This window comes from Janthinobacterium breve (genome assembly GCF_051380895.1).
Lineage (GTDB): Bacteria > Pseudomonadota > Gammaproteobacteria > Burkholderiales > Burkholderiaceae_D > Janthinobacterium.
The window spans coordinates 182,850-199,398 of the sequence record NZ_JBNYXY010000003.1; the positions used below are offsets into that span (position 1 = coordinate 182,850).

The window sequence follows — 16,549 nt, forward strand, 5'->3', positions numbered from 1 at the left end:
GTGCAAAACAAAAGCTGGGGTCAGACCCGGCGGGTCTGACCCCGGTACTATTAGCGCAGGTTGACCAGGGTCTGCAAGACCGAATCCTGCGTCTTGATGGTCTGCGCATTCGCCTGGTAGGCGCGCTGCGCGGTGATCATGTTGACCAGTTCGGCCGTCAGGTCGACGTTCGATACTTCCACGGCCGAGGCGCGCAAGTCGCCCAGACCGCCCGAGCTTGGCGAACCAGTCATGGGACTGCCCGAGACCGAGCTTTCCGCCCAGGCATTGTTGCCCAGCGGTTCGAGGCCATTCGGATTGGAAAACTTGGTCAATACCACCTGGCCCAAGTCGCGCGTCTGGCCATTGTTGTACTGGCCCTGGATCACGCCATCGGAACCCACGACGAAACGGCTCAGCTGACCGGCCGCATAGCCATCGGCCACGGTGCGCTTTTCGCTGGTGGATGAACTGAGCTGGGTGGAATTGGTGAAGTCGACCTTGATCGCCAGGTTCGCGTTCGCGCCCGTGGCGGGGAAGACGGGCAGGTTGACCGTCACCGGCAAGGTTTGCGGCGGCGTCAGCGCCAGCATGGCTGCCTTGTCCAGGCTGCCGACGCTGTTGAACACCAGCGAAGCCGACCTTATGGCGGGCACTTCCGTCACCGAGGCGATATTCTTGTCGATCTGGTCTGGCGTCAGGCTGGAATTGACGCCATTGGGCACGGCGCTGCCATACGTGGCGCTGATGGCGGCCAGCTGGGCGGGGCTGGCGCCGGCCGCGGCGGCGGCGGCGCTCACGGCGGCGCCGGCCGCATTGCCATAGGCGACGGCGGCGGTCGTGATATTCGCGGGCACCAGCGGCACGGCCGTGACGGCGGCCTGGTAGGCGGCGCGCGCGGCCACCGAGGCGGCATCGGTCTGCGCCGCCGCCGCCACTTTCGCGCTGGTAATTTCCTTGCCATCAGTGGCCGAGTAGACATCCCAGGTATTGGTGCCCGTCTTGACGTAGAAATTGGACATGGTGTGCGAATTGCCCAGCGAATCGAAGACCGGCACGGGGAATTGCTTGGTCCATGACTTTTGCTCGCCCACGGTGAACGGCACCACGGTCGGCATGGCCGAGTTGGAATCGAGGTTGACCTGGGTATCGACCTTGGTAGTCGCCTTCGGCGCCATGTCGGACGGGTCGATCTGCAGGGGCACGGTGGCGCCGGCCAGGATCTTGCCGTTCGCATCGGCCGGATAGCCCGTCAGCTGGGCTTTCTGGGCATTGATGATGAAGCCGCTCTTGTCAACCTGGAACTGGCCGTTGCGCGAATACTGGATGGCGCCGTTCACGCTGGTGCGGAAGAAACCGCCGCCATTGATGGCGATGTCGAGCGGATTCGACGAACTCTCCAGGTTACCCTGGTTGAACAGCTGCGCGACTTGCGACACGGCCACGCCGATGCCGGGCTGGTTGCCGCCCACGCCATACAGCGAATTGGCGTAGATGTCGGCGAACTGCGCCTGCGACTGCTTGAAACCCACGGTGGCCGAGTTGGCGATGTTGTTGCCGATGACGTCCAGCGATTTGGCGGCGCCATTCAAGCCGCTCAGGCCTTGTTGGAAAGACATTGTGTTCTCCTGGTAGAAATTAGGGGTAGAGGGTCTACGCTACAAATGAGCGGCTTACAAAATCTGTTTCACATCGGCCATGGTGATGCTGCCCACGCCCGGCACATTCAATTTCACGCCAGCTGTGCCCGTCGACACGCTGGCGACCGAACCGAACATCAGCGCCGCCGCATCCGTGAGCTTGGCCCCGCCGCGCGTGGCTTCCACCGAGAAAGTGTAGGCGCCGTCGGCCAGCACGATCGGCTTGCCATCCTTGTCGAGGTCGGCGGTGGAGCCGTTCCAGCCCAGCGGCAAGGTACCCGCATCCTGCGGGCCCAGATCGATGGAATGGACTTGCTTGCCCGTGCTGTCGTAGATGATGACCTTGACGCTGTCGGCCGGCGTCGCCAGCTCCACGCCCAGCAGGGCCGCGCTCTTGCTCAGGGTAATGTTCTTGCCTGCCGTCAGCACGCCGTGACCGATGATATTGGCAGCCTGCATGGATTCGGCTTGCTGGTAACTGGTCTTCAGCGTTTCCAGGGTGGTATTGAGCTTGTTGACGCCCGTCACCGTGGACAGCTGGGCCAGCTGGCTGGTCAGCTGTGCATTGTCCAGCGGGTTCATCGGGTCCTGGTTTTGCAGCTGGGTCACCAGCAGGGTCAGGAATTTGTTCGTTTCCTCCTCGACACTGCCAGCGGCGGCAGTCGTCTTCTTCGGATTCATCGTCGCCATCAGGTCGGTGACGGGGCTGGTGCTGGTATCGATGGTTGCCATAATAGTCAGTCAGCCTTATTGGCCGAGCGTAAGGGTTTTCAGGAGCAGCGACTTGGCCGCGTTCATGGTTTCCACGTTGGTCTGGTAGGAGCGCGAAGCCGACAGCATGTTGACCATCTCGTCGACCGTATTCACGTTGGGCATGGTGACGTAGCCCTTCTCGTCGGCCAGCGGGTTCTTCGGGTCGTAGACCAGCTTCATCGGCGACGGGTCTTCGATCACCTTCTGCACCTTGACGGCAGTGGCGCCGTTGGCCATGGGCACGGCTTCGAACACCACCTGCTTGGCGCGGTAGGCTAAACCCGTGGCGCTGGTGGCGCTGTCGGCATTGGCCAGGTTGCTGGCCACCGTGTTCAGGCGCTGCGCCTGGGCGCTCATGGCCGAACCGGAGACATTAAAGATATTAAATAGCGACATGATTACTGTCCTCCCTGGATGGCCGTCAGCATGCCCTTGATCTGCGAGTTGAGGAAGGTCACGGCCGCCTCGTAGCGGATGGCGTTGTCGGCAAAGGCGTTGCGTTCGAGATCCATGTCCACCGTATTGCCATCGACGGCGCCCTGGGCCGGGGCACGGTACAGCAGCGGCGTGCCATCGGCCAGGGTCTCGACCTTGCCGCCCGTGCTGCCACCGGTGGCGGCGACGCCCTTGCCCGGCATATGCTGGGGCGCCGTGCCCTTCAGAGCCGGCTGCACGCCATCCTTGCGCGCCATCGCCCCCTTCAGCGCACTGGCGAAATCGACATCGCGCGCCTTGTAGTTGGGCGTATCGGCATTGGCGATATTCGAGGCGAGCAATTCCTGGCGCGTCGAGCGCAGGCTCAGCGCCGTCTCGTTGAAGCGCATGTAATCGTCGAGTTTCCCTATCATGTCAGGCTCCGGAAAGATCTGCCACTGGCGCCTGAGATGGCGGAAGGATGGCGGTATAGTGATGACAGGAAACATAGTACGGCGGCCAACGGCAAGGCCATCGCCGGATCAGACTGCACTTTTACCCCTTAATCGGCGCTTCGATCAGGGCGGCGCGCACTATCATGGCAGTATTCCAGAGGCCTATCACCATGAAAACACCGCTCGCACTCCTTCTCGCTCTTGCCGCCCTGCCACTGCTGGCGCAGGCGCAAAACGCCGGCCGGCAGACGCCGGAAGCGCTGCGCAACAGCGTGGAACAATTCCTGCAGGTGCAAAGCAACGGTTTGCCGGGCAAGGTGACGATCAGCGTCGGCGCCGTCGATCCGCGCCTGAACCTGGCGGCTTGCCCCGCACCGCAAGCATTCATGGCGCCGGGCGCCCGCGCCTGGGGCAAGACCACCGTGGGCGTGCGTTGCACGGCGCCAAGCAACTGGACCATCTATTTGCAGGCCAACGTGGCTGTCGTGGGCGACTACGTGGCCAGCGCCGTACCGCTGGCGCAAGGGCAAGCCATCGATGCCAGCCAGCTGGTGACGATGCAGGGCGACCTGGCCGCATTGCCGGCAGGCATCGCCACCGACATGGCCCAGGTCGTGGGCGCCAGCACGAATATTTCCTTGCCACCGGGCACGCCGATGCGCCTCGACACCCTGCGCCGCAAGCCGGTGGTGATGCAGGGCCAGCTGGTGCGCGTCGTTTCCAGTGGCAACGGTTTCCAGGTAGCATCAGAAGGACGCGCCATCGGCAGCGCCGGCGATGGCCAAACGGTACAGGTACGCACGCAGAGCGGCCAGCAGATCAGCGGCGTGGCGCGCGCGGGCGGCATGGTGGAGGTCGCATTTTAAACACGGATGGACAGCGATATTGTGGTCTGGCGCACTAAAGTTTCGGGAGAAGGTGCCGATAATGACACATATCCCGGAGTTTCTTGACTTCGACCAGACGAGGATCACGCTGTGAAAATTACCGACAACACCATTAAAAGCAATCCCGGCCTGCCGGTGGCGCCCGCGAATACCTCCGGCGCCCGGAATGCCGAGAAAGCCCAGGCAACACCGACGACGTCGGACAATGTACGCCTGTCGCCGCAAGGACAGGCATTAGCGGCCAGTGCAACTGCCGGCAGCGGCGCCGTGTTCGACACGAAAAAAGTCGAACGCATCAAGCTGGCGATCGCCGACGGCCAGTTTCAGGTCAACTCTGAAAAAGTAGCGGACGGTCTCCTCGACACAGTCAAGGACTTGCTGCACTCACGAAATAGATAGGTTCCCTCATGCAATCAGTGACTCCGTTTTCCAGCCTGCGCGACGAGCAACAGCTCATGACCACATTGCTGGCATTGATGAAAGAAGAACAGCGGCATCTGGTTGCCGCTGACATCGATGCAATCACGGAGCTCACGGCGCGCAAGACGGCACTCGTCGGACAATTGAGCCAGCTGGCGGCGCAACGCCACCAGGCGCTGGCGGCAGCCGGTTTCACGGCCGCCGAGGCGGGCATGGAAGACTGGCTGGTCGGCGCCAGTGTAGCCGAAGCGGCGCCCCTGTGGAAAGCCCTGCTTGAGACCACGCGTGAAGCCAAGGAACAAAACCGGTTGAACAGCCTGCTGGTCAACAAGCACATGCTGCACACGCAAGGCGCCCTGAACGCCATGCGCCCCACGGCCCAAAGCGGCAATTTCTACGGCCCCAGCGGCCAACCAATGACCAACACGGCCAGCCGGCGCGTCGTCATCGGCTAAGTCCCTCATTTAACAGCGATCCCCCGGCAAGGCGCAGCGGCCTTGCCAGCTCAACCGTGCGCGGGTCGCCCCGTATGCTGGCGAAATTTCGCAGCGATGGCCTGCCCCTTCGCCGCGGCGGCAGCCTGCTGCGCCGGCGTCAGTTCATCCTGCAGCCAGTGCCAGTATTCATCCTGATACGGATTGGTGATGCCGGGCGCGAGGATATCGTCGTAGACAAGGCGCAAGGCCAGCAGGTAGCCATACGCTTGCGGCGCATCTTTCTGCACCACCTCGCCATCGCGCAGGTAGGCCATCATCAGGGTCGAGACACTGCTCAGTTCAGCTTCATCCGCCTGCGCCGTCAGCTGGGCGATGGCTTGCCGCTTCCATGCCTGCACCAGGGGATCGTCGGGACGGTTGCGCAGCGCGCTGCGGTCGCCGAACGGCCCTTCCGACAGGAACAGGGTGGCGGCGCCCGGCATGCCTGCCTTCGCGGCGGTGGCCAGATAGCCGAGGCGGTCGTCGCGCTGGCGCTGCGTCAGGTCCGCACACAGCTGTTGCAGGGCGGCTTTTTCTGCCACCGTCATCTCGCGGCCCAGCTCGAATTCCAGCCCCGGCAAGCGGCTTTCACGTTGGAAAACGATGCAGTCGTCGATCAGGTTGTAGGCCGCATACGCATCTTCCGGCCTGCCGCTGGCCCCCAGACGTTCGAGCCGCTGCGCCAGGGACACGACAACGGGCGGCTGGGCCGCAGGAACGGAGGCGTCGACAGAAAAATACGCTTCCAGGCTGCGTCCCGCTGGTGCACTGGCGGCAGCGATAGCCACAGATTGCGCCGCGCCGCCGTCGGGTGCGGGCCAGTACGCCAGCACCAGCGCTGCCGCGATGGCAGCGGCGATGGCGATGCCGGTAAGTTTGATATTCATCATGAAGTGGCGCGCGTGGACTGGAAACGCACGTTACCACAGGCGCGCGGCACAGTCCCGCACGCACGCTGGCCGACTAGCAGGCTAGCCGCCAGCCTTTTTAGGCTGGTGACCCAGCTTGGCCAGCGCGGCCAGGATGATGTCCACGTGATCGCCCTGCACTTCGATCACGCCATCCTTGACCGTGCCGCCCGAGCCGCACTGCGTGCGCAGTTGCTTGCCCAGCAAAGCCAGGGCGATGGCGTCCAGGGGCAAGCCCTTGACCAAGGTGACGCTCTTGCCGCCGCGCCCCTTGGTCTGGCGCGACACGCGCACCACGCCGTCGCCCGCAGGCGCCGCCTTGGCTTGCGCCTTGCACGCGCATTGCGCCAGCGGCTGGCGGCATGCGGGACACATGCGGCCCGTTTCGGTGGAATACACAAGACCGCCCAGGGAACTGCTTTTCATGATCGAGAGATAAAAAGGGAGAAGGCCGCGATTGTACCAAGCGCCGGGGTTCAGTTGGCAGGTGCAGGTGCCGGCGCCACAGGCGCCGTCGGCACTTCCGTCACCGTTTCCGGGATGCCGGACAAAATCGTCACAGCGACCCTGCGGTTGCGCGCGCGCCCTTCCGGCGTGGCGTTCGGCGCCACGGGGATGTTGTCGGCATGGCCCACGGCCGTCAGACGCGACGCTTGCACGCCGCTGGCGATGAACAGGCGCACCACGGCGCTGGCGCGCGCGGCAGACAATTCCCAGTTCGAGGCAAAGGTCGAATTGCTGATCGGCTGGACATCCGTATGCCCTTCCACCTGCACATCGTGCGTGTCATCCTTGAGCAGCACGGCCACGGCGCGCAAGGCCTGGTCCGACTCCGTCGTCAGCCCTGCCGCGCCCGGGTCGAACAGCACACTGGCGTTGATTTCCACGCTCACACCGCGGCTCGTCTGCGTGACCCGCACTTTTCCTTCCTTGACCAGCGGCGCCAGGGTGGACGTCAGGTCCTGCGCCAGGCGCGTCATGTGTTCGCGCTCGCGGCGGATGGCTTCCGTGCGGCGTTTCAGGGCAGGATTGGGCAGCGGGATGGCCTGCGGCGCTTCCATGATGATGGGTGGCGCGCCCTTTTCCAGGCTGAAGGCCTGGCCGATGGCGCTCTGGAAGACGCGGTACTTGCCCTCGTTGACTTGCGAAATCGCATACATGACGACGAAAAAGGCGAACAGCAAAGTGATGAAGTCGGCATACGAGATCAGCCAGCGGTCCTGGTTGTCCGGTTCCTCGTCATACTTCCTGCGCGCGCGCCGCATCATGCTCAGTGCTCGTGCAGCAAGCTGGCCACGCGCTCTTCGATGATGCGCGTGTGGTCGCCCGTGGCGATGTCGTACAGCACGGCGGCCGTGATTTCATACTGCAGCACGCGGCGCGAGACGATGGCCTTGAGTTTGTTCGCCACCGGCAGGAACAACAGATTGGCCAGGCCCACGCCGTAAATCGTCGAGACAAAGGCCACGGCGATGCCGCTACCTAATTTACTCGGGTCGGTGAGGTTTTCCATGACGTGGATCAGGCCCAGCACGGCGCCCAAAATACCGATGGTGGGCGAATAGCCGGCCGCCGATTCCCACACCTTGACGGCCTGGCGCTCGGCCATTTCATAGGCGGAGATTTCCACGTCGAGCAGCTGGCGCAGCTTGTCGGGAGCGATGCCGTCGACGATCATGCGCAAGCCCTTGGCGTTGAAGCGGTCGGCCGTGTTTTCCATCAGGCGCTCCAGCGCCAGCGGGCCGTCGCGGCGCGCCGTCAAACTCCATTGTCCGATGTCGCGCGCCAGTGCGGCGCGCGTGTCGGCCGGCGGCAGGAAGACCCAGCGCAGCATTTCCAGGCCGCGCACGAAGGTGCGCAGCCGCGTTTGCAGCAGCACGGCGCCGAAGGTGCCGACGATGACGATGGCAAAGGCGGCCGGCTGCAGCAGGGAGGCCATCTTGCCGCCTTCCAGTGCCTGGCCGACCAGAAGGCCCGCCAGCGCCAGCGCCAGCCCGATTACGCTGGACCAGTCCACGCCTGCTCCCTCAAGGTTGCGCGCAGGCGCGCGACGGCCTGGGTATGCAGCTGCGAGACGCGCGATTCGGAGACGCCCATCACCGCGCCGATCTCCTTCAGGTTCAGCTCTTCTTCGTAATACAGGCCCATGAGTATTTTCTCGCGTGGCGGCAGCGCGTCGATGGCATCGATCACGGATTGCCGGAAATCGGTATCGAGCAGGGATCGCAAGGGGTCGCTGTCCTCGTCCACGCAATGGCGGTCGAGGAAGCTGTCATTGCCGTCCGGGTCATGAAAGTCTTCGTAGTACAGCAACTGGTGGCCGCCGCCGTCGCCCAGCATTTCCTGGTAGTCGGGCAGCGACATTTTCAGCAATTTCGCCACTTCCGACTCCGTCGGCGGGTGGCCCAGGCGCTGCTGCAGAGTGCTCATCGCCTCTTCGATCTTGCGCATGTTCTGGCGCATGCTGCGCGGCAGCCAGTCGCTGGTGCGCAATTCGTCGAGCATGGCGCCGCGGATGCGCAGCACGGCGTACGTCTCGAACTGCGCGCCATGCGTCTCTTCATAGCGGGTAATGGCGTCGAGCAGGCCGATCATGCCGGCCTGGATCAGGTCATCGACCTCGACCGAAGGCGGCAATTTCGCCTTCATATGGTGCGCCAGACGCTTCACCAGCGGAATGTGCTCCGTCAGCAAATAGTCCTTGTTCGATTTCCCTTTGACCGTGTACATAGGCTGCTTATTGTTTTAACTGCTATCGTGTGCTGATGATGGAATCAGGCGCTGAATTGGTGCAAGCTCCCCGTCTGGTACAAGGTGCCACCGAGCACCGGCGCCGCCGAACGGACCAGCCGCTCGGCCAGTCCGCGAAACGCCACCGAGGCTCCCGCCAGCGGAAAGGCATCGACCACGCTGCGGCCCAGACGCGCCGCGCGGTGCAGATACTCATCGGCAGGCACCGACCCCATCGAAGTCAGTTTCACGGCCAGGTAGCGGCTCGCCGCTTGCGCCATATTATCGTATACCACTTTTGCCTCGGATTCGGAAGCGCCGGTGACCAGAATGCCAAACGGACGGCGTCCCAGTTCCTGGCTCAGGCGCTTGATCAGGCAGTACGCGGCCTTGATCGAGGTGGCGCTGGTCGACACTTGCACCACGATGTCGGACGAGGCCATGAGCGGCACGGGGAAGCAATCGCCCGCGTCGGCCACGACGCCGTCGACCAGCACGATGCCGCTCTGGCGCGCCAGCACTTCGAAAGTCTTGCCCAGGCGGCGCAGTTCTTCCTCGCCCGCATAGTCCATGCTGTCCATCAGGTGGTTGCGCGCGCCCAGGCTGGCCACGCCAAAGCCTTGCGGCACCTGGTGGACGACCTGGTTCAAGGCGCACTGCTGGCGCGCCACGTCGCGCAGGCTGGCGCCGTGCGCCAGTCCCAGGCGGGCAGCCACGCCATCGCCGCCGCCACTGGCGTCGAGCAGCAGCACGTCATTGCCGCCGTAGGCCAGCGAGGCGCCCAGGTTGACCAGCATGGCGCCCTTGTCATCTTGCGGTGTGGCCGATAGAAATGTCATCACGCGCGGCTGCGGGCCGGCCAGCATGCGGCGCAAGCCCTCGGCCTGGTCGAAATCGAAATTAGCCAAGGTGCACCCCGCGCGCTTCATTGTTGCGGGCGGCCGCCTGCGCCATCAGCAGCGGCAGTTCGTCATCGGAAAACTGCGTCGCCGCCGCATCGCGCTTGAGCTTGAAGGCGCGGTCGATCAGGTAGCCGCGGTCGGCCAGGTACAGGTCTTCCGGCACGCGCTGGCCGTTCGACACATAAAACAGGTTCAGCTTCTGGCGGATCACCACGTCGAGCACATTGCCGATCGAGGCCGCTTCATCGAGCTTGGTCATGATGCAGCCGGCCAGGCCGCTGCCCTGGTAGGCGCGCACCACTTCATTGAGGGTTTCCTGCGTCGCCGTGGAATTCAGGCACAGCAGGCGTTTCACATCGGCGCCGGCGCCCGACAGCATGGCCACCTGCTCCGTCACCATCTGGTCGCGCTGGCTCACGCCCACCGTATCGATCAGCACCGTATGCTTGTTTTTCAATTCCTTCAGGGCGATGCGCAAGTCCGCTTCATCCTTCACCGAGTGCACCATCACGCCGAGGATCTTGCCGTAGATGCGCAGCTGTTCATGCGCGCCGATACGGTAGGCATCGGTGGTGATCAGGGCCAGCTTTTCCGGGCCATGGCGCATCACGCAGCGGGCCGCCAGCTTGGCCGTGCTGGTGGTCTTGCCGACACCGGTAGGGCCCACCAGGGCAAACACGCCGCCCTGCTCCAGCATGGCGTCTTCATTGGCCACCGTATTCAGGTTACGGCTGAGGACGGTCTTGATCCAGCGCATGCTTTGCGCGCCATCGAGGCCGGCGGGCAGCTTGTCGATCAGGTAGCGCGCCAGGCTGGCCGAAAAACCGGCGGCCAGCATTTCGCGCAGCACCACGGCTTTTTGCGGCTCGCGCTGCTGCGTCGAGCCCCACGAGATTTCCGCCAGCTGGGTTTCCATCATGCCACGCATGGCGCGGATTTCATTCATCATGCCGCTCATCTCGGCGGCGGCGTTCTCTTTGACGTGCGCCAGCGCGCTGGCCATCATCTGCTGCATGCGGGCCATGTCCACTGGCTCGGAAGAAGCCTGGCGCGGCGCGGCCGGGCGTGGCGCAGCCGGGCGCTGGGCCGGGGGTGCCTGACGCTGCGGCGTGGCGAACTGGGTCTGCAACTGGGGTCGGGGCTGGGCCATTTCGGACGCGGCCGGCGGCGAGGCCAGCGAAGCGGCATCGTCATTGGCCAGCGCGAGGATTTCCACCACGCCATCGGCCTGGCGGTTCGACAGGATCACGGCATCAGGGCCCAGCGCTTCGCGCACCTTGCGCAGCGCATCGCGCGACGAGGCGCCCGTAAATTTCTTCACATTCATGACCGGCCTCCCAAGGCGGGGGTGGCGCAATATTGGCTGAACTGTGTGACCATCGTCGACTCCTGTTGCTTGGGTGCTGTCTTCCTCATGGACACAGATCACCCGGACAGTTTCCATTATTAGCGATGCCTGGAGGAAACGATCGAAGGAACAGGACGGGAAAGTACCCGTTATTCAGTTTGCCGAGAGGAAATTTGCTGATTTAACCCCAAAGCGGAGGGCTGGGGTCAGACCCGGCGGGTCTGACCCCGGTATTAACGATGCCAGCTACTGCGCGCCCACTAGTGCCGTGACGCGTATGGTCTTGGTTTCCGGCACTTCCGCATGCGACAGCACTTTCAACTGCGGCAAGGCGCGGCGCAGGAAGCGCGACAGCAAGGCGCGCAGCGGCGCCGGCACCAGCAGCACCGGCGTCAGGCCCAGGGCTTCCTGTTGCTGGGCAGCCAGGCCCGCCTGGTGCGCGATGGTATCGGCCAGGCCCGGCTCGATGCCGGCGCCATCGCTGCCATTGCCCATGGCTTGCATCAGCAGGCGCTCCAGGCGGCTGTCCAGTGTCATCACGGACAGTTCGGCCGCGCCGGGGAACAATTGCTGCACGATGGCGCGGCCCAGCGATACGCGCACCAGCGCCGTCAGGTCGTTCGGGTCTTGCGTATTGACCGTATGCTCGGCCAGGGTCTCGATGATGGTGCGCATGTCGCGGATATGCACGCCCTCGGCCAGCAGGTTCTGCAGCACCTTCTGCAGGGTCGACAGCGACAGCATCTTCGGCACCAGGTCTTCCACCAAGCGCGGTGCATCCTTGCCCAGGTGATCGAGCAGCGACTGCACTTCCGCGCGGCCCAGCAGCTCGGAAGCGTGCGAAGTGATCAGATGGTTCAGGTGCGTGGCCACCACGGTGCCCGCATCGACGACCGTGTAGCCCATCGATTGCGCCTGGTCGCGCAAGCTGGCGTCGATCCAGGTGGCGGGCAAGCCGAACGCGGGGTCGCTGGTGGCCAGGCCCGGCAAGGTGCCGCTGGCCATGCCCGGATTAATCGCCAGGAACTGGCCGTTGAACGCTTCGCCCACACCCACTTCCACGCCCTTGAGGGTGATGCGGTAGGCGGACGGCTTCAACTCCAGGTTGTCGCGGATATGCACGGGCGGCGCCAGAAAGCCCACTTCCTGGGCAAATTTCTTGCGGATGCCTTTAATGCGCTTGAGCAATTCTCCGCCCTGCGTCTTGTCGACCAGGGGAATCAGGCGGTAACCCACTTCCAGGCCCAGGGTGTCGACGGGCATGATGTCTTGCCAGCTGGCTTCTTCCTGCTCGGGCGCCACGGTGGCTTGCGGCACTTCGGCCGGCTTTTCGGCCGCCGCTTTTTCCTGCGTGCGTTTCTTGCTGATCAAATAGGCGGAGCCGGCCAGCAGCGAGGCCAGCAGGAGGAAGACCATGTTCGGCATGCCGGGAATCAAGCCCATGCCGCCGATGATGCCGGCGGTGATGTACAGCACTTGCGGCTTGGCGAACAGCTGGCCCACCAGCTGCGTGCCGATATCCTGGTCGCTGGCCACGCGCGAGACGACGATACCGGCCGCCGTGGAAATGATCAGCGAAGGAATCTGCGCCACCAGGCCGTCACCGATGGCCAGCAAGGTGTAGTTCTTCAGCGCGTCGGCAAAGCCCATGTCGTGCTGCAGCAAACCCACCAGCAAGCCGCCGACGATGTTAATCACGGTGACCATGATGCCGGCGATGGCATCGCCGCGCACGTATTTGCTGGCACCGTCCATGGCGCCATAGAATTCCGCTTCCTGCGCCACTTCCGTGCGGCGGCGGCGCGCTTCGTCTTCGCCGATCAGGCCAGCGTTCAGGTCGGCATCGATGGCCATCTGCTTACCGGGCATGGCGTCCAGCGCGAAGCGGGCGCCCACCTCGGCGATACGGCCCGCACCCTTGGTCACCACGGTAAAGTTGATGATGGTCAAAATGATGAACACCACGATACCAACCGTGTAGTTGCCGCCAATCAGGAAGTGACCGAACGCCTCGATCACTTTACCGGCCGCGTCGGCGCCCGTATGGCCTTCCGTCAGCACCACGCGCGTGGACGCCACGTTCAGCGACAGGCGCAGCATGGTCGACACCAGCAGGATGGTCGGGAACGCCATGAAGTCGAGCGGCTTGACCGTGTACAGCGCCGTCAGCAGCACGATGATGGACAGCGCGATATTGAAACTGAAGAAAATATCGAGGATGAAGGCTGGCAGCGGCAGCACCATCATCGCCAGCAGCATGATGATGATGATCGGCGCGGCGATGCCCTTGCTGGCGTTGCTGCTCATTCCGCTGAGCCAGGCTGGCAATCTCAGGCCGTTCATGGTGTACTTCCTTTATTCTTGTCTGCTGCGTCTGCTGCGGCTTTGGTCTGCGATGCGGGGTCGAGCGGATCGAGCTCCGGCGGCACGTCGAGTTTTTTCGGCTTCTCGGGCCGCTGGCCGTGGCCACTGCCGTAGCTGCGCAGCTGGAATACATACGCCAGCACTTCGGCCACGGCGCCATATAGCGCCGCGGGAATCTCGTCGCCGATGTCCGTGTGCTTGTACAGCGCACGCGCCAGGGCCGGTGCTTCCAGGATGGCGACCTTGTGTTCGCCCGCCAGTTCGCGGATCTTCGCCGCCACCTCGTCGATGCCCTTGGCCACCACCTGCGGCGCGCCGCGCGAATTCTCGCCATACTTCAAGGCCACCGCGTAGTGGGTAGGATTGGTCACCACCACGTCGGCCGTCGGCACGTCGGCCATCATGCGGCGGCGCGACATTTCATGCTGCATCTGGCGTATCTTCGCCTTGATCTGCGGATTGCCGTCCGACTCCTTCGACTCTTGCTTGACTTCCTGCAAGGACATTTTCATCTTGTTGGCGTAGTGCCACATCTGGTAGGGACCGTCAATGGCGGCGATCAGGCCCAGCGCGCCCACGATCATCAAAAAGGCCGTGATCAGCAGGCTGATCAGATGAGCCGAACCGGCGCGCAAGGATTCGACCGACAGGCCCAGCACGGCGTCTTTCTGGTGCTGCATCACCATCCAGGCGACGACGCCGACGACGATGGTCTTGGCGACGGCCTTGAGCAATTCCACCAGCGCATTCTTCGAAAACATATTGCCCAGGCCGCGAATCGGGTTGAGCTTGCCAAAATTGGGGGTAAACGCCTTGGAACTGAACAGCCAGCCGCCCACCAGCACGGGCGAGGCGAGGGCGACAAGCATGATGGCCGCAGCGTACGGCAGGCAAGTCAGCAAGACCGAGCCCACGTCGTAGCCGATGCGCAACATCATCGCGTCGGGATTGAGGATCTGTTCCCGGTCCAGGCTCAGGCCGGACACCATGACGGCCGTCAGCCGCCGCACGATGGCGTCGCCGGCAAACCACAGGCAGCAGCCGGACGCCATCAGCACCGTAAACGTTGCCACTTCACGCGATCGCGGAACGTCGCCCTCCTCACGCGCCTGCTCGAGGCGCTTCGGTGACGCGGCTTCGGTCTTTTCTGCGTCGCTGTCTTCCGACATCAATCAACTCCGGTGAAGTCCTGCAGCCTGGTTAGGCGCAATATGGACTGGGCATACCACATTATCGGTTCAATGACCGCAACGCCATCAAGGGAAAAGGAGGGCTAATCCCCTGCTTTTCCCTTGCCTGTATAAAACAAGGCGCCGCAGGCGCCCATTTCAGAGGGGACCGAAAAATGGTCAGGACAAGGCGCGGCCCCGAAGACAGTACGAATAGTACGGCGAGGGGCTGCAACGCAGTCATGGCCATTTTCTCGGGGCCCCTAACGATTTTTTCTTGCCTCGGCTTGCTTTACCGTCTGCTCTATCGCGCCAAACAGCGACTTGCCATCGTCACCCAGCATTTCCAGTCGAACAACATCGGCAAACAGCAGGAACGGCGTACTGGCGACGCCATCGGCGATCATCTCCTGGTTACGTCGCTCAACGATACTGGAAAACCCCTTCTTGACTTCCTTGTTGGCGACGCCGCCCGCGCTAACCACGCTGCCGGCGCGCGCGTTGCGCGTCTGGCACAAGTGGGCGAGCAATTGCGGATAATTGAAGGCCATGTCGGCGCCCGCGTGGGGCTGGCCCGTCAATTTGCCGTTCAGGCTGCAACGCAGGGCGTAATGCACCTTGCCGCCGCGCCAGGCATCGCCCAGCTCATCGGGCGTGATGGCCACGGGCGAGCAGGCCATGGCCGGCTTCGATTGCAGGTAGCCGTAGCCACTGGCCTGCTCGTCAGGCGCCAGGTTGCGCAGGCTAATGTCGTTGACCAGCATCAAGAGCTTGATGTTCAGGTGCGCCTGGTCCGGCGTCGAGCCCATGGCCACGTCGTCCGTGATGGCGGCGATGCCCGCTTCGTAATCGATGCCCCACTGCTCGTGCGCCAGGGTGATGTCGTCGTGCGCGCCGAGGAAATCGTCGCTGGCTCCCTGGTACAGGCGCGGCGCCTCGCGCAAGTTGGCGGGCACTTCGCTGCCCGCCGCCTTGCAGGCCCGCTCGATCTGCTGCAGGTACGAGGCGCCAGCCACGCGCAGGCTGCTGCGCGGCAAGGGTGCCATGCAGTTCGCCGTATCGAACTCGAAGGCGCGATGACCGCGGCCACTATTGATGGTCTGGTACAGCAAGTCCAGCTGGGGCGCGATGAAACTCCAGTCGTCGAGCGCCTTTTGCAGGGTCGAGGCGATGCCATCGGCCAGATGGGCGGTTTTCAGGTCGCGCGAGACGACAGCCAGCTGGCCATCGCGCGTGCCATCCTTCAGGGTAGCTAATTTCATGTGCGGGAAACTTCGTCAAATGCAGGCAATGGGGGACTAAAGACGCCAAAAAGCCGGGAAATCCCCGGCTTTGACGGTCAGGAGGGATTTACGCCAGCAGCGCGATCTGCTCGGGAGTCAGATAGCACCACTCGCCTTCGGCAATGCCCAGCGACTCCAGCGTCAGGCTGCCGATGGCGGAACGGTGCAGCGCGCTGCAATGGTTTCCGGCGGCGGCCAGCATGCGCTTGACCTGGTGGTATTTGCCTTGCTCGAGCACGATTTCCAGCTGGAATTCTCCGCGCTGGACGCAGACCAGGGCGGCCAGTGGGGCCGGTTCGTCGTGCAATTGCACGCCAGCCAATAGCTGCGCCACCAGTTCATCGGTCACGGGCTCTTGCGTGGTAGCCTGGTAAATCTTTGGAACGTGACGCTTCGGCGACGATTGTGCATGGATAAAGGGGCCATCGTCGGACATCAGCAGCATGCCGGTCGTATCGTGGTCGAGCCGCCCGACGGGCTGGACTTCGCGCCAGGTGAACTGTTCCGGCAGCAGGGTCAGCACGCCAGGGTGATGGCTGGGCTTGCGCGAGCATTCGAAGTTGGCGGGCTTGTTCAGCGCCAGGTACAGGTGCGCGCGGACCACCCACTCTTCTTCGAAAACGTGCAGCACCAAGCCTTCGGTCTCGACGGTGGTGCGGTAATTGGTCTGGGTGACGCCATCGATGACGACATCGCCATCCTCGATAAGGGAGCGACAATATTTACGGGTGCCAAAACCCTGCGATTGCAGGATGCGGTCTAGGGATAATTTACTCATGGGCATGACTTTACCAGAAGCGGCTGACAGCGTGAAGCGCGCG

Annotated in this window: 18 protein-coding genes; 3 read left to right on the forward strand and 15 right to left on the reverse strand. The window is 63.5% G+C overall.

Annotation, left to right across the window (positions count from 1 at the left end; translation table 11 throughout):
- Positions 1-50: 50 nt before the first annotated feature.
- Genes ACQ4W0_RS06230 through flgB form a run of 4 tightly spaced genes read right to left on the reverse strand, consistent with a single transcriptional unit; the run spans position 51 to position 3,220 of the window.
- Entirely contained in the window at positions 51-1,598 is a 1,548-nt protein-coding gene (locus ACQ4W0_RS06230) for a flagellar hook protein FlgE (RefSeq protein ID WP_436575968.1), read from the reverse strand.
- A gap of 54 nt (positions 1,599-1,652) precedes the next feature.
- Positions 1,653-2,351, reverse strand: coding sequence for a flagellar hook assembly protein FlgD (locus ACQ4W0_RS06235; RefSeq protein ID WP_436575969.1), 699 nt, complete (start codon positions 2,349-2,351; stop codon positions 1,653-1,655).
- Between the two features lie 15 nt (positions 2,352-2,366).
- A complete protein-coding gene (flgC, locus tag ACQ4W0_RS06240; RefSeq protein ID WP_436575970.1) occupies positions 2,367-2,768 on the reverse strand; it encodes a flagellar basal body rod protein FlgC in 402 nt (133 codons plus the stop codon).
- A gap of 2 nt (positions 2,769-2,770) precedes the next feature.
- Entirely contained in the window at positions 2,771-3,220 is a 450-nt protein-coding gene (gene flgB / locus ACQ4W0_RS06245) for a flagellar basal body rod protein FlgB (protein ID WP_426071621.1), read from the reverse strand.
- A 191-nt stretch (positions 3,221-3,411) separates the two neighbouring features.
- Between flgB and flgA the strand changes: the two genes are divergently transcribed.
- From flgA to ACQ4W0_RS06260, 3 genes are all read left to right on the forward strand, one after another.
- Positions 3,412-4,107 carry a flagellar basal body P-ring formation chaperone FlgA gene (flgA, locus tag ACQ4W0_RS06250; protein ID WP_282406775.1) on the forward strand — a complete coding sequence of 232 codons (696 nt, stop codon included), beginning with the start codon at positions 3,412-3,414 and terminating at the stop codon, positions 4,105-4,107.
- Positions 4,108-4,218: 111 nt separating this feature from the next.
- Entirely contained in the window at positions 4,219-4,527 is a 309-nt protein-coding gene (gene flgM, locus ACQ4W0_RS06255; protein ID WP_034754089.1) for a flagellar biosynthesis anti-sigma factor FlgM, read from the forward strand.
- A gap of 8 nt (positions 4,528-4,535) precedes the next feature.
- The gene (locus ACQ4W0_RS06260) at positions 4,536-5,003 is read left to right on the forward strand and encodes a flagella synthesis protein FlgN (RefSeq protein WP_436575971.1); all 468 of its coding nucleotides are present in this window, start codon (positions 4,536-4,538) and stop codon (positions 5,001-5,003) included.
- A gap of 50 nt (positions 5,004-5,053) precedes the next feature.
- Here ACQ4W0_RS06260 and ACQ4W0_RS06265 read toward each other — a convergent pair whose 3' ends face one another.
- The 11 genes from ACQ4W0_RS06265 to ACQ4W0_RS06315 form a co-directional block, all read right to left on the reverse strand.
- Positions 5,054-5,914 carry a hypothetical protein gene (locus tag ACQ4W0_RS06265; RefSeq protein WP_436575972.1) on the reverse strand — a complete coding sequence of 287 codons (861 nt, stop codon included), beginning with the start codon at positions 5,912-5,914 and terminating at the stop codon, positions 5,054-5,056.
- Between the two features lie 81 nt (positions 5,915-5,995).
- The gene (locus ACQ4W0_RS06270; RefSeq protein ID WP_436575973.1) at positions 5,996-6,358 is read right to left on the reverse strand and encodes a translation initiation factor Sui1; all 363 of its coding nucleotides are present in this window, start codon (positions 6,356-6,358) and stop codon (positions 5,996-5,998) included.
- 50 nt (positions 6,359-6,408) lie between these two features.
- Positions 6,409-7,197 (reverse strand): flagellar motor protein MotD, encoded by a 789-nt coding sequence (gene motD, locus ACQ4W0_RS06275; protein WP_436576272.1) that lies wholly within the window; start codon positions 7,195-7,197, stop codon positions 6,409-6,411.
- A 5-nt stretch (positions 7,198-7,202) separates the two neighbouring features.
- Positions 7,203-7,949, reverse strand: coding sequence for a flagellar motor protein (locus ACQ4W0_RS06280; protein ID WP_133989775.1), 747 nt, complete (start codon positions 7,947-7,949; stop codon positions 7,203-7,205).
- A complete protein-coding gene (locus tag ACQ4W0_RS06285) occupies positions 7,931-8,662 on the reverse strand; it encodes an RNA polymerase sigma factor FliA (protein ID WP_436575974.1) in 732 nt (243 codons plus the stop codon). Before ACQ4W0_RS06285 ends, ACQ4W0_RS06280 begins: the two co-directional genes overlap by 19 nt.
- 44 nt (positions 8,663-8,706) lie before the next feature.
- On the reverse strand, positions 8,707-9,570 hold the full coding sequence (locus tag ACQ4W0_RS06290) for a MinD/ParA family ATP-binding protein (RefSeq protein WP_436575975.1): 864 nt from the start codon (positions 9,568-9,570) through the stop codon (positions 8,707-8,709).
- A complete protein-coding gene (gene flhF, locus ACQ4W0_RS06295) occupies positions 9,563-10,891 on the reverse strand; it encodes a flagellar biosynthesis GTPase FlhF (RefSeq protein ID WP_436575976.1) in 1,329 nt (442 codons plus the stop codon). Before flhF ends, ACQ4W0_RS06290 begins: the two co-directional genes overlap by 8 nt.
- A gap of 267 nt (positions 10,892-11,158) precedes the next feature.
- A complete protein-coding gene (flhA, locus tag ACQ4W0_RS06300) occupies positions 11,159-13,255 on the reverse strand; it encodes a flagellar biosynthesis protein FlhA (protein WP_436575977.1) in 2,097 nt (698 codons plus the stop codon).
- Complete coding sequence (gene flhB, locus ACQ4W0_RS06305; RefSeq protein WP_436575978.1) at positions 13,252-14,445, reverse strand: flagellar biosynthesis protein FlhB; 1,194 nt, start codon at positions 14,443-14,445, stop codon at positions 13,252-13,254. Before flhB ends, flhA begins: the two co-directional genes overlap by 4 nt.
- Positions 14,446-14,708: 263 nt before the next feature.
- On the reverse strand, positions 14,709-15,707 hold the full coding sequence (locus ACQ4W0_RS06310; protein WP_436575979.1) for a fumarylacetoacetate hydrolase family protein: 999 nt from the start codon (positions 15,705-15,707) through the stop codon (positions 14,709-14,711).
- Positions 15,708-15,795: 88 nt separating this feature from the next.
- Complete coding sequence (locus tag ACQ4W0_RS06315) at positions 15,796-16,506, reverse strand: pseudouridine synthase (RefSeq protein ID WP_436575980.1); 711 nt, start codon at positions 16,504-16,506, stop codon at positions 15,796-15,798.
- Between the last annotated feature and the right edge of the window lie 43 nt (positions 16,507-16,549).